Raw genomic sequence first — 13,088 nt, forward strand, 5'->3', positions numbered from 1 at the left:
TAAGCTAAAAAACGGTCATATCTTTTACTTAGAAGGAGTAATTGATATGACCAAAAATGTAGAGTCAAGATGTATTGAGCTGGGAGAATATATTGTTGAAAACAAAACAACCGTCAGGCAAACGGCAAAGGTTTTCGGCATAAGCAAAAGCACGGTACATATAGATGTTACAAAACGGCTGGGCGAAATTGCTCCCCTGCTTGCCGACAAAGTGAATGATGTTTTACAATGCAATAAATCGCAGCGACACATCAGAGGCGGAGAAGCAACGAGGGAGAAATATCGTCTAATAAAAGGAAAGAAGTAAAAGCTATGTCTATCGGATTTATTGGATGCGGAAATATGGCAAGCGCCATCGTCTGCGGAATTATTGACAGCAATGCTGTAAAAGCAGAAGAAGTAAACATTTTTGACATTTACGCACCTGCAACTCAGGCGATGAAAGAAAAATACAATGTCAATGTTTTTGACAGCGAAATCGAAATTGCAAAAAACAGCGACACTGTTGTTTTAGCGGTTAAGCCGAATGTTCTTGCATCGGTGCTCAACAAAATCGACGGTGCACTCGGCGAAAGTGACGCATTGGTTATTTCTATTGCTGCGGGCAAAAGCACCGAATTTATTGCTTCACAGCTTTCACACGACAGCAGAATTATCCGTGTTATGCCAAACATCAACGCCAAAGTTGCGGAGGCTATTTGCGCATACACAACAAACGGCAAAGCTACCGAAGCTGACAAGAGTTTGACAGAAAAAATCTTTTCGGCAGTCGGTGAAATTATTTATTTGGATGAAAACTTCTTCCCTTTATTCGGCGTTCTCGGCGGATGCACCCCTGCACTTGCATATATGTTCATTGACGAGCTTGCAAGAGCCGGTGTGAAAAACGGAATGAAAAAGGATATTGCATTGAAGATTTCCGCACAGGCTGTGCTTGGAAGCGCAAAAATGATTCTTGAAAGCAGCGAGCATCCATATGATTTGATTGACAAAGTTTGTTCCCCGGGCGGAACAACAATAGAGGCTGTCACAACTTTGCAAGAAAACGGTTTCAATTCCGCTATTCACAAAGCGGTTGACAAAGCGGTAGACAAAGACAGCAAATTATAATTCAGCAAAGAACAAAGCACTTGAGTATCAAAAACTCAGGTGCTTTTTTATTTGTTTTGTCAATAGACAGTTGACTGTATAATATGATAAAATATTTATATACATATACAAAAAGGAGAGATACTAATGAAAAAAATATACTCATTATTAATTACGATTTGTCTGTTTTGTGTTATTGCATTCGGCACATCAACCGTATTTGCAGCTCAAATTGATTCTGACATCGTAAGCGATGACGGAACAAGAATTGTTGACATTTCACCGAACGGCGAGGAGGACGACACGCTTTCAATTCGCAGAGTTCTCAAAGAGAGTATGTGTGACAAGCTCGTTGTTAACTTTGCACCCGGCGAATACACATTGACCAATTCCCTGCCGATTTTTGACAACACAACATTCAATGCCAACGGTGCTGTGTTCAATCAAAAGACAAACGGCAAGGGCTTGCTTATCAACGGTTTTCATATGAACAGCTCATACGGAAAAGGTTCGGGCGGATACGGCTCGCTCAAAAATGTTGTAATCAACGGCGGAACTTGGGTTGGCACAGCAGAGCCTAACACAGAAAAGACATTGAAAGACAACGGATTTTATGTTGGATATTCGTCATTTTTATTTATGCACGCTCAAAATATCACTATCAAAAACTGCTCATTCAAGAACAATTACAACGGACATTTCATTGAATTTGCAGGAGTTAAAAATGCAAGAATTGAAAACTGCAATATGGCAATGAGCGGCAGCAGATATGTGGGCGAAGGCTCAAACGAAGCTATCCAGATTGACAACACATATAAGCAGAGCAATTCCCCATCGGGTGCTCCGTGGGATGACACAGCTTGCGAAAACATCACGGTTTCAAACTGCAAAATCAAATTTGCAAGAGGTATCGGCACAAACAGAGTCGGCAACACATTCTTCAAGAATATTAAGGTTCAGGGTTGCACAATCACATCAACAAATGAAGCACTCAATATGTATGATGTTCTCGGTTTGAATGTCAACAAGTGCACAATCAAAACCACGGGGAAATTCAAGGACTATCGTTCGGTTGCAATGTATGTAGGTCTTGACAGCGTGCCAAAGGGCGGAAACGCATCAAAGGCAAATACAACAATTACCAACAACAAAATTTATGGCAACACAGCCGGACTTAAAATGTGGAACTTAAAATCAAAAGCAAAGTTCAACAAAGTTACAATCAAAGGCAACAAAATCTATTGCAAAAAAGGCAAAGACAAGGCTTTACAACACACAAAGAGCATAAAGAAACTTGTTAAATCAAAGAATACACTTAAAAAATGGTAATATAAAAACGGCTTGAGTTTTTCAAGCCGTTTTAGACTGTCGATAAAGCTCCTGAAACACGCCAAAATATAATCAACCGAATTATCCTTCCATTTTTTAAGAGAGAGTGCAACATGAAGTGTTGACGGAGAGAGTTAAAAAATGCTGTAAGTATTGAACTTACAGCATTTTGGTGTTTTTCGTTTTTTGCTCAGTCGAGGTATTTATATACATCTTCCTTCGCAAAAGAAAACGAAATTCAGAAACTTTCTCAACAGTCTACATAGTTTCTTAATATAATATTACATATACTTTTTGATTTCGTCAACCTTATTAGTTTGCTCCCAAGGAACATTGAGGTCTTCTCTGCCCATATGACCGTAAGCGGCAACTGCCTTGTAAATCGGTCTTCTCAAATCAAGGTTCTTGATGATTGCAGACGGACGAAGGTCGAATACCTTATTAACGATTTCGCTGATTTCGTCATCAGACTTCTTACCTGTGCCGAATGTGTCAACCATTACAGAAACAGGCTTTGCAACGCCGATTGCATATGCAAGTTCAACCTCGCACTTATCTGCAAGACCTGCTGCAACGATATTCTTTGCTACCCATCTTGAAGCATAAGCAGCCGAACGGTCAACCTTTGTTGGGTCTTTACCCGAAAAAGCACCGCCGCCGTGACGAGCATATCCACCGTATGTATCAACAATAATCTTTCTGCCTGTAAGACCTGAGTCGCCCATAGGACCGCCGATAACGAATCTGCCTGTTGGATTTACATAAAATACGGTATCCTCATCCATAAGCTCGGCAGGAACAGTTGTTTTGATTACATTTTCGATAATATCTTCTCTGAGTTGTTCAAGAGAAACGTCGGCGCTGTGCTGTGATGAAACAACGATTGTTGTAACACGAACAGGCTTGTTGTCCACATATTCAACAGTAACCTGTGTTTTGCCGTCTGCACGGAGATAAGGCAATGTGCCGTTTTTTCTAACCTCTGTGAGCTTGAGAGCAAGCTTATGAGCAAGAGAGATAGGCATCGGCATAAGTTCCTTAGTTTCGTTGCAAGCATAACCAAACATCATACCCTGGTCGCCGGCACCGTTGAGGTTGTCCTCATCTTCTTCGTTATTTTTAAGCTCAAATGACTTATCAACACCCATAGCAATATCAGGTGACTGCTTGTCAAGAGAAGTGATTACGGCGCAAGTGTTGCCGTCAAATCCCTTTGCACTGTCGTCATATCCGATTTCGCAAACAGTCTTGCGAACAATAGCGTTGATGTCAACATTAGCCTTTGTTGTGATTTCGCCCATAACATGAACCTGACCTGTTGTGCAGGTTGTTTCGCAAGCAACACGAGATTGTGGGTCTTGTTCAATCATAGCGTCAAGAATTGCGTCTGAAATTTGATCACAGATTTTGTCAGGATGTCCTTCTGTAACCGATTCGCTTGTAAATAAAAAGCGTGACATATTAATTACCTCTTTTCTAAAAAATACAGCATTTATTCTTGCAAAAGACAAAATAAAAAGCATACAGCGGTGACCGTATGCTGATAATTCATCATTCGGTATTATCTTACCGCAGGTATTAGCACCTTACAAATGCAGGTTGCTGTGGTTTCACAGGGCCAGTCCCTCAACCACTCTTGATAATCTCTATTCCCTTTTGCTACATTATATTTATGATACTACAAAAGATATGCCGTGTCAACAAAATTTTTCTTGAAATATTTGTTAATTTATATTGTAATTTGTTTAGAAATAGTTTATAATTATATCGTTAACATTTTTACTTATTGTTAATAAGTACATTTTGCTGTTTAAGGAGGAAAAATAATGGCAAAGAAAACCGTATTCGTTACCGGCGGTACCGGTAACATGGGTTGGGCTGCTGTTCAGGAAATGATTAAGCATCCAAACGAAATCAACATTAAGATGCTTGCAAGAAAGAGCCCAAAGAACGAAGAAAAATTAAAGGGTATCATGGCAAAGCCAAATGTTCAGGTTGTATGGGGTGACTTGGGCGATTACGACTCAATCCTTGAGGGTGTAACAGGCTCTGACTATGTTCTTCACATCGGCGGTATGGTATCTCCGACAGCTGACTGGAAGCCATACAGAACACAAAAGACAAACATCGGTGCTGCACAGAACATCTGCAAGGCTGTTTTGGCTCAACCAAATCCTGATGATGTTAAGGTTTGCTACATCGGTACTGTTGCTGAAACAGGTGACAGAAACTATCCTATCCACTGGGGCAGATGTGGTGACCCTATCAAAATCTCTATCTACGACCACTATGCAATTTCAAAGACTGTTGCAGAACGCACATTCGTAGAAAGCGGTATTAAGAACTGGGTTGTTATGCGTCAGAGCGGTATCCTCTATCCAAACATTCTCAAGAATATGGACCCTATTATGTTCCATGTACCGATTAACGGTGTACTTGAATGGTGTACTGTTGAGGACTCGGGCAGACTTATGTGCAACCTTGTACTTGAAGACGAAAAAGGCACACTCGGTGCTGATTTCTGGAACCACTTTTTCAACATCGGTTCTGGTGAACAGTACAGAATTTCTAACTATGAATTTGAGTGCCTTCTCCTCGGCACACTTGGTCTTGCAGGCCCTGAAAAGCTCTTTGACCCTAACTGGTTCATCACAAAGAACTTCCACGGTCAATTCTATGCAGACGGCGACAAGCTTGAGGAATTCCTCCACTTCAGAGAGAACCTTCCTGTTAAGGATTACTTCAACAGACTCGCCGATCAGGTTGAATTCTACTTCAAAATACCAAGATATCTTCCAAAGAATCTCGTTGCAGCTTGTGCAAAGCCATTCATGAAGAAGATTGCTTCTACAAAAGACTTCGGTACTCTTGACTGGGTTGCTACAAGAAATCCTGAAAGACTTTCTGCATACTACGGCACATATGAAGATTGGGCAAAGATTCCATCAAAGTGGGAAGATTTTGAAATTACAAAGTTTGCTAAGAAGACATCTGACGCAGATGAGTTCAAGCTTGACCACGGTTATGATGAAACAAAGCCTGAATCAGAACTTGACATTGAAGATATGAAGCAAGCTGCTAAATTCCGTGGCGGTGAGTGCCTCAGCGAAACAATGACAAAGGGCGATATGGCTACAAAACTCAAGTGGAAATGCGGTTACTGCGGTGCAGAATTTGAAGCATCACCTGCTCTTATTCTCCTCGGCGGTCACTGGTGTCCTGAGTGCTACATCCCTCAGAAGCAGTGGGATTACGACAACATTGCAAGAACAAACCCATTCTTCGCACAAGTTTGGTATCCTAACCACACTAAGGAAGAAACAAACGTTTACAAGTTTGACGATTTGTTCCAGATTGATGGTGTTAAGTGGGACGACATTAAGCACTAATTACACAAACACGAACAAATTAAGGAGCGTTCAAAAGAACGCTCCTTTTACTTTTATTCGTTTTTATCGTGAATTGTATAGTCAACTTCTATTGTATTATTTTGCTGTGAATTCTTTTTTATTCTTTGGGTTGTATAAATAATCGAAACAAGCTTTTCAAACCCGATAAAGAAACAACCCAAACCATAAAGAATAGTAATCACAACCGCACTCTTAAATGACTTGAACACCAAGACAAGACCGAGAACGACGGACACAGCAGAGAACAAAAGAAGAAAATACCAACGAGGAAGTCCGAAGCGTTTTGCGTCTATTGAAGCTTGAAGTGTAAATAAACTATCGGCAATAATCATTATGCCTATAATAATCGGCAAAATACTGATAATCCAATTATGATGAATAACCGTACAAACTCCTACTATTACGGACAATATGCCAAGCGCAAGGTCAAACTGAAAAGCTATATTATATTTATCCTGCGAAAAATAAGCCATAATTTTTATAATTCCGAGGACGATAAACATAATTCCAATCAAATAGCAAACGGCAACCATAGAAAACTCAGGAAAGCCCATAAACATAATGCCGATAAGCATAAACACAACACAAGCTGTCATATATGCAATTTTAATATTCTGTAAATACTTCATAAAATCACCCTCATAAAAAATATATTCCGGCACGGAGAGCCATAGCAACAGTCCGTGCCGGATAACGGTCAATTCAAATTTGAGAAAAACAAACTTTTGGAGAAACATGAAAAGAGAACTTATAAGATGCTTGAATCCTAACTTTTAAGAACTGACCGAACGTTAGGCTTAACTCATTGACTATATTAAAACACCTTTCGGCAAAAAATAAAACTGTCAAAAAAAGAAAAGTACACAATATTTGTGCACTTTCCTACTTTTGTAATACTGATTTTTTAATTTTAACTAAATCTTGCTTCAACCGAAGCGTTGACAGTTTTATTTTTTGTGAACTGTTGCATAACTCACCCTCCGTTAATCAAGAAATTCGATATCGGTAGGATCGGTGTCAAGAGAATTGACGGACTTCAAATTCTTTTGAATAATGTCATTTCTATGATTTGCATCATCGATTGTTTTGCCTGCCTCATCAATCTTTTTCTTGGCTTTTTCAAGAAGTGTGCCAAACATATCGTACTGCTTTTTGGCATTGCCGAGAACTTTCCAAACTTCATTTGCACGCTTGTTGATTGCAATGGAACTGAAGCCAAGCGAAAGCGAATTAAGAAGTGCGGTAATTGTGCTTGGCCCTGCGACCAAAATACCCATATTTTGAAGTTTTTCAGGAAGTCCTGTTTTGCTATTCATTATTTCGGCATAAAGTCCTTCGGTTGCAAGGTACATAATCGCAAAAGGAGTTGTGTGAGGCTCGCTTATATAATTCTTAATAGCTTTTGCCTCATCTCTTACCCTTGCTTCAAGAGCCTTTTGAGCACGTTCGACAGCCTCAATATCTCCCTGCTCACCCGCTTCATTCAATCGGATGTAATCTTCCATCGGAAACTTAGAGTCAATAGGAAGCCAACAAACCTCATCATTTTCGGCATTAGGAATCTTAACTGCAAATTCTACCTGACCGTTATATTTTGGGTTTGTCCTGACATTAGTCTCATACATATTAGGAATAATCTGTTCAAGAATATTGCCAAGTTGAAGTTCTGCCCAAGTGCCACGAGTTTTGACATTGGTGAGAATACGGTTAAGTCCGCTTACGCCGACAGACAAATCTTTCATTTCGCCGAGCGACCTATAAACAGAAGTAAGTTGCTTTGAAACCTGCTCAAATGAAGAATCAATACGCTTGTTGAGGGTTGAAGTAAGTTTTTCATCAACGGTAGCACGCATTTGTTCAAGCTTCTTTTCGTTACTCTCCTGCATTGAAGCAATTGAACTCTGAATAAGTTTTGTTTGATTGTTATAGTTATTATTAAGAGCCTCAATAACCTTGACCTGCTGTTCGTAATTCTTATTTACAAGGTCGTTCATTTGACGGGAAAGTTCCTCAATTCGTGCGGAATTGTTATTCTTATTTACTGCGTCCAAAAGCTGACGCTGAAGCTCCTCGATTTTTGCGGAATCATCCTTTTTGCCTTGCATTAAAAGAATAGCAATTACCGCAATCAAAAGGGCAATACAAACTCCAAGTAAAATATATGTAATCATCTTATCACTCCTTAAATATAGAATAACACAACACCCAGCAAAACGCAATGATGGGTGTTGTTTTTTGGACATTATTAATAATAAGACTTTGTTGTGTAGTTACATTTACCGCCTGCATAGCGCTTCATAGTGAAGTTTTTGCCTTTTCTGCTAACTTTAACTTTTACCTTTTTAGGTTTTACATTTTGGCTTGTGAGGAAGGTGCAAGAAATAACTCCATCCTTGACAACCATTTTTATTTTTATAGGAAAATCTGTGTTGTTTTTGAACTGCAAATCCTGACTCGGCCAATAGATTGCCGCATCTCTGCCGAGAGGTACATAAGACACTCTTTGTGAATGTTGATGTCTTTCAACTATTTTGAGGTTTGAAAACAAAACTGTGTTAAAGATAGTTGAAGCAACTTGACAAACACCGCCTCCGAGTCCCATGGACGAAGCGTTCGGTCCATTGAACACATGTGCCTTTTTATATCCTTTTTTAGCTGTTCTTTTTCCTACAATCTTGTTAAACGAAAATGTTTCGCCGGGTGCAAGAACAGTTCCGTCAATCGCTTTTGACGCAATTCGCAAATTCGTTGTTCTGTCCTTATTATTTACATAATTTGATGAATACTTTGCATAGACCTTTGTAAACGAACTGTTGAGTTTGTTTGACCATACGCCGTAAAGAGCCTTGCCTTTTTCGTCATAGTTGATTGCTCTGACTCTTACAAAATATTTGTTGTTATTATTCTTAACCTTAACAATTTTTGATGAAGAATTTTTGCCCTTAACCGTTACATATTTAACGCCTGACCTGAAAGCGCTGTCCTTGGAATACATAATTTGGTATGCATCGCAAACAACGGTATTCCACTCAACAACAAGTTGCTTTTTATTCTTTGTGCCATATGTTGCAACAAGCTTGACTGCTTTTGGCGGAGTGACAGGTTTTGGCTCGTCGTCATCGTCGTCATTTTCCAAAATAACAAACTCAACGGTTTTTGAGCCTGTGTAATACGGTGAAGATTCTGTTGCGGTGACAGTAAGCGAAGCCGTACCGGGTTTGATATTATTCTTGAATTCTTCGGTATAGTCAACATCTTTTGTGAGCAAAATGTCGTTGACGGTTACGGTGTAGCTTGGTGTAATCGCCTCGCCGGTAGCCTCGTATTCCGTGATTCCGTTTTCAAAAGAAATCACCGCATTTTGCAAATCAGTCTTGTCATCACTTGCATATACGGGCATTGTAGTGCCGATAAGCAAAACCAAAGACAGAATGATTGCAAGAAATCCGCTTGTTTTTTTCATTAATATGTTCCTCCTATTGTTTTTGACCATAATATGCATCTTTGCCGTGTTTGCGCTCATAATGCTTTTTAAGAAGATAGTCCTCTATTCCGATATTGGAATCGGTATTCAATGCCGCAATTGATTCCGTTCTATACGCCATTTTGCATACTTCTTCCAAAATCAGAGCATTTTCAACAGCCTTCTGTGCATTTTTGCCCCAAGTAAAAGGTCCGTGACGGTGAACAAGAACCGCAGGACATTCCTCAGGCAAAATGTTTCTTTTGGCAAATTCTTCAACGATAACCTTGCCGGTGTTAAGCTCATATGCCGACTCAACTTCTTCTTTGGTTAGTCCTCTTGTGCAAGGGACGGCACCGTTTGCAAAATCAGCATGAGTAGTGCCGTAAGCCGGAACATCTCTCCCTGTCTGCGCCCAAGAACAACCCCAAGAAGAATGAGTGTGAACAACACCGCCTATATCCTTGAAATTTCTGTACAATTCCATATGGGTTGGTGTGTCGGATGACGGATTTAGTTTGCCCTCAACCTTGTTGCCCTCCAAATCCATAACCACCATATCTTCGGCAGTCATTTCACTATATGGCACACCTGACGGTTTTATTACAAAAAGTCCGCTTTCTCGGTCAATAGCCGAAACATTGCCCCAAGTAAGCACAACCAAACCGTACTCAACAAGTTTTAAATTTTGTTCAAATACTTCTTTTTTTAACGCTTCTAACATTTTTGCTCCTTACATACCGAGTTTGTATGCAACATCGTTGTAAAACAATTCTTTTCTGAATTCGTTAATCTCCGTGTCCTTATTGATATGAATAAACTCAATACCCATAATTTCGGCAAAATCACGCATATGCTCGGCATTGAGAGAATAAGAGAGAACGCTGTGATGAGCACCGCCTGCATACATCCATGCTTCTGCCGAAGTTTGAAGGCAAGGAAGCGGTTTCCACAAAACTCCTGCAACAGGAAGCTTTGGCATATCGTTTAGCTGTTCCTTACATTCAACATCATTGACAATCATACGAAGTCTGTCGCCCATATCAACAAGAGTGACAACAATCGCATTGCCTGTTTGAGCCTTAAATACCAAGCGGGCAGGATCTTCCCTATCGCCTATTCCAAGAGGGTGAACCTGGATTTTTGCTTTTTCTGCCGCAATAGTCGGGCAAACTTCAAGCATATGAGAACCGAGGAGCATTTCGTTGCCCGGCTCAAAATGATATGTATAATCTTCCATAAAGGCTGTACCGCCCTGCATACCCTCTGCCATAAGCTTCATAATACGGGTCATAGCGGCAACTTTCCAGTCGCCCTCGGCACCGAAGCCGTAGCCCTGACGCATCAAATCCTGTGCGGCAAGACCCGGAAGTTGACGAAGTTCCTGCAAATCTTCAAAATTAGTGTGGAATGCACCGAAGCCCTCTTTTTCGAGGAACTTTTTGATTGCGACTTCTTCCCTTGCCTGATACCTTACGGCATCGAGATTATCGGTGTCCATAATATAATTCTTTTCATATTCAGCCATTTGAGCATCGATTTCATCGTCGGTAACAGCATTGACAAGTTTAATAATATCGCCTACGCCGTAATGGTCAACCTGCCAACCGAGTTTAATCTGTGCTTCAATCTTGTCGCCGTCGGTTACTGCTACATTACGCATATTGTCGGAAATACGAAGAACACGAAGTTTTCGGCTTTCCATAGCGCCGACTGCGGCTCTCATCCAAGTTCCGATTTTTTCCTGAACGGCATCATCTTTCCAATAGCCTGCAACAGCTTTTTGCTTCAATCTCATACGAGCAGCGATGTAGCCGTGCTCTCTGTCGCCGTGTGCAGACTGATTGAGATTCATAAAGTCCATATCAATATCCTGCCACGGAATGTCACGGTTATATTGAGTGTTTACATGAAGAAACGGCTTTTTTAAAGCGTTAAATCCCGCAATCCACATTTTAGACGGTGAAAAAGTGTGCATCCAAGTGATAACACCTGCGCAATGCTCATCATTGTTAGCCTCTTGCATAATGTCCAAAATCTCTTTTGAAGTTTTTACGCAAGGCTTTGCGACAACCTTACAAGGGAGTTTTTTGCTCCATTCGTCTGCCATTTCTGTTGCGTGAGAATTGATAGTTTCAAAAATATCTTCGCCGTAAAGGAACTGTGTGCCTACTACAAACCAAAATTCATAATCTTTAAATGCCATTGTAATTCTCCTTAAATATTTTCATAAGCGGCAACCTCTGCTTTGAGTGCCGACTTGTACAATTTCATATATTCATTAAATCCGTTTACATCATTTTCATCGGGTGCAACGGTTTTACATTCGCTGTTTATGAACACTTTATTATTGAGATATTCGTCGAGCGGCTCATCACCGTCAACAACATATTTTGCAAGGACAGCCATACCCCAGGCTCCGCCCTCACCCGCTGTTTTCATAACTGCAACAGGGCAATTCATCGCACCTGCCAAGAGTTTTTGACCGACAAGCGGAGTTTTAAAAAGTCCGCCGTGTCCCATAAGGCAATCGATAGTGACATTTTCTTTTTCAAGGATTTCCATACCGATTTTGAGGGTTGCCATTGTTGAATAAATTTGCGAGCGCATAAAGTTTGCAAGATTAAAATCGGCGTTCTGTGTTCTTACAAAAAGCGGTCGTCCGTCATCTGTATGAGAAACAGGTTCGCCCGAAAAATAATTCACATTAACAAGACCGCCTGCGTCAGGCTTAGCGTAAAGTGCAGCTTCATACAAAGCGTCGTAAAGTTCCGATTTTTGCATTTGTGCTCCGATTGCTGAAGCAAACTGACCGAAAACATTTACCCAATAATCAAGGTCTGTACAGCAGTTATTGCAATGTACCATTGCAACAGGCTTTCCGACCGGAGTTGTTACCATATCAATTTCTTCATACACCTTTGAAAGCTGATTTTCAAGAACAACCATTGAAAAAATTGATGTGCCTGCACTGACATTACCTGTTTTGACGGCAATTGCATTGGTGGCGGTCATACCCGTTCCCGCATCGCCCTCGGGAGGTGCCATCGGAACACCGTGTTCAAGATTGCCCGACGGGTCAATGATCCTTGCACCCTCTTGGGTAAGAACACCGGCATTTTCACCTGCCACAAGAACCTTTGGCAAAATCTGAACAATATCAATACCAAGCTCCTTGACTTTTGGAAGAGCATTGAATTTTTCTGTCATTTGAGAATTATAATCATTAACGGTGCTGTCTATAGGGAACATACCCGATGCTTCGCCGACACCGACAACTTTTTGCCCCGACAGTTTGTAGTGAACATATCCTGCAAGAGTTGTGAGAAAATCGATATTCTTTGTGTGCTTTTCTCCATTGAGTATAGCTTGATACAGATGGGCAACACTCCATCTTTGCGGAATGTTGAAACCGAAAAGTTCGGTAAGTTCCTTTGCCGATTCGCCCGTAATCGTATTGCGCCAAGTCCTGAATTCGCAAAGTTGATTGCCGTCTTTATCAAACGGAAGATACCCGTGCATCATTGCGGAAAAGCCGAGAGAAGCAAGCTTTGTAATTTTTGCTCCGAACTTACTTTCACAATCATCATTAAGGTCTTTATAAGCATCTTGAAGCCCTGACCAAACATCATCAAGGCTGTAAGTCCAAACGCCGTTTACAAGTTTGTTTTCCCAAGTATGAGAACCTGAGGCAATCGGGTTAAAATTTTTATCAATAAGCACCGCTTTAATTCGGGTTGAGCCAAATTCTATACCCAAAGATTCAGTACCGTCAAGCGTATAATTCATCAAAAGTT

11 protein-coding genes and 1 riboswitch are annotated in these 13,088 nt (G+C 40.6%); of the genes, 4 read left to right on the plus strand and 7 right to left on the minus strand.

Annotation, left to right across the window (positions count from 1 at the left end; genetic code table 11):
• Positions 1-46: 46 nt before the first annotated feature.
• From spoIIID to Q0E03_RS00265, 3 genes are all read left to right on the plus strand, one after another.
• Positions 47-307 carry a sporulation transcriptional regulator SpoIIID gene (gene spoIIID, locus Q0E03_RS00255; protein WP_294834630.1) on the plus strand — a complete coding sequence of 87 codons (261 nt, stop codon included), beginning with the start codon at positions 47-49 and terminating at the stop codon, positions 305-307.
• A 5-nt stretch (positions 308-312) separates the two neighbouring features.
• Positions 313-1,110, plus strand: coding sequence for a pyrroline-5-carboxylate reductase (gene proC, locus Q0E03_RS00260; RefSeq protein WP_297127970.1), 798 nt, complete (start codon positions 313-315; stop codon positions 1,108-1,110).
• A 126-nt stretch (positions 1,111-1,236) separates the two neighbouring features.
• A complete protein-coding gene (locus Q0E03_RS00265) occupies positions 1,237-2,418 on the plus strand; it encodes a hypothetical protein (RefSeq protein WP_297127974.1) in 1,182 nt (393 codons plus the stop codon).
• Positions 2,419-2,699: 281 nt separating this feature from the next.
• On the opposite strand, the gene metK is transcribed toward Q0E03_RS00265, so the two are convergent.
• Positions 2,700-3,878 carry a methionine adenosyltransferase gene (gene metK / locus Q0E03_RS00270; protein ID WP_290907052.1) on the minus strand — a complete coding sequence of 393 codons (1,179 nt, stop codon included), beginning with the start codon at positions 3,876-3,878 and terminating at the stop codon, positions 2,700-2,702.
• Between the two features lie 85 nt (positions 3,879-3,963).
• A riboswitch (SAM riboswitch) is annotated at positions 3,964-4,064 on the minus strand.
• Between the two features lie 180 nt (positions 4,065-4,244).
• Here metK and Q0E03_RS00275 point away from each other — a divergent pair.
• Positions 4,245-5,807: an NAD(P)-dependent oxidoreductase gene (locus Q0E03_RS00275; RefSeq protein WP_294834643.1), complete on the plus strand. Its 1,563-nt coding sequence runs from the start codon at positions 4,245-4,247 to the stop codon at positions 5,805-5,807.
• A 53-nt stretch (positions 5,808-5,860) separates the two neighbouring features.
• On the opposite strand, the gene Q0E03_RS00280 is transcribed toward Q0E03_RS00275, so the two are convergent.
• The 6 genes from Q0E03_RS00280 to Q0E03_RS00305 all read right to left on the minus strand — a co-directional run bounded on the left by Q0E03_RS00280 (position 5,861) and on the right by Q0E03_RS00305 (position 13,080).
• On the minus strand, positions 5,861-6,457 hold the full coding sequence (locus tag Q0E03_RS00280; RefSeq protein WP_297127977.1) for an HdeD family acid-resistance protein: 597 nt from the start codon (positions 6,455-6,457) through the stop codon (positions 5,861-5,863).
• A 354-nt stretch (positions 6,458-6,811) separates the two neighbouring features.
• Entirely contained in the window at positions 6,812-7,999 is a 1,188-nt protein-coding gene (locus Q0E03_RS00285; RefSeq protein WP_297127981.1) for a DNA recombination protein RmuC, read from the minus strand.
• 74 nt (positions 8,000-8,073) lie between these two features.
• Positions 8,074-9,291: a VanW family protein gene (locus tag Q0E03_RS00290; protein ID WP_297127984.1), complete on the minus strand. Its 1,218-nt coding sequence runs from the start codon at positions 9,289-9,291 to the stop codon at positions 8,074-8,076.
• Positions 9,292-9,304: 13 nt separating this feature from the next.
• Complete coding sequence (locus Q0E03_RS00295; protein WP_294834652.1) at positions 9,305-10,015, minus strand: L-ribulose-5-phosphate 4-epimerase; 711 nt, start codon at positions 10,013-10,015, stop codon at positions 9,305-9,307.
• A 9-nt stretch (positions 10,016-10,024) separates the two neighbouring features.
• On the minus strand, positions 10,025-11,497 hold the full coding sequence (gene araA, locus Q0E03_RS00300; protein ID WP_297127987.1) for an L-arabinose isomerase: 1,473 nt from the start codon (positions 11,495-11,497) through the stop codon (positions 10,025-10,027).
• 11 nt (positions 11,498-11,508) lie between these two features.
• Positions 11,509-13,080 carry a xylulokinase gene (locus tag Q0E03_RS00305; RefSeq protein WP_297128856.1) on the minus strand — a complete coding sequence of 524 codons (1,572 nt, stop codon included), beginning with the start codon at positions 13,078-13,080 and terminating at the stop codon, positions 11,509-11,511.
• Positions 13,081-13,088: the final 8 nt, after the last annotated feature.

Source organism: uncultured Eubacterium sp., assembly GCF_934525195.1.
Taxonomy (GTDB): domain Bacteria; phylum Bacillota; class Clostridia; order Oscillospirales; family Acutalibacteraceae; genus Eubacterium_R.

Bases quoted from the DNA above. Each gene is read 5' to 3' on its own strand.
- spoIIID (WP_294834630.1), top strand. From the start codon at position 47: ATGACCAAAAATGTAGAGTCAAGATGTATTGAGCTGGGAGAATATATT.
- proC (WP_297127970.1), top strand. From the start codon at position 313: ATGTCTATCGGATTTATTGGATGCGGAAATATGGCAAGCGCCATCGTC.
- Q0E03_RS00265 (WP_297127974.1), top strand. From the start codon at position 1,237: ATGAAAAAAATATACTCATTATTAATTACGATTTGTCTGTTTTGTGTT.
- metK (WP_290907052.1), bottom strand. From the start codon at position 3,878: ATGTCACGCTTTTTATTTACAAGCGAATCGGTTACAGAAGGACATCCT.
- Q0E03_RS00275 (WP_294834643.1), top strand. From the start codon at position 4,245: ATGGCAAAGAAAACCGTATTCGTTACCGGCGGTACCGGTAACATGGGT.
- Q0E03_RS00280 (WP_297127977.1), bottom strand. From the start codon at position 6,457: ATGAAGTATTTACAGAATATTAAAATTGCATATATGACAGCTTGTGTT.
- Q0E03_RS00285 (WP_297127981.1), bottom strand. From the start codon at position 7,999: ATGATTACATATATTTTACTTGGAGTTTGTATTGCCCTTTTGATTGCG.
- Q0E03_RS00290 (WP_297127984.1), bottom strand. From the start codon at position 9,291: ATGAAAAAAACAAGCGGATTTCTTGCAATCATTCTGTCTTTGGTTTTG.
- Q0E03_RS00295 (WP_294834652.1), bottom strand. From the start codon at position 10,015: ATGTTAGAAGCGTTAAAAAAAGAAGTATTTGAACAAAATTTAAAACTT.
- araA (WP_297127987.1), bottom strand. From the start codon at position 11,497: ATGGCATTTAAAGATTATGAATTTTGGTTTGTAGTAGGCACACAGTTC.
- Q0E03_RS00305 (WP_297128856.1), bottom strand. From the start codon at position 13,080: ATGAATTATACGCTTGACGGTACTGAATCTTTGGGTATAGAATTTGGC.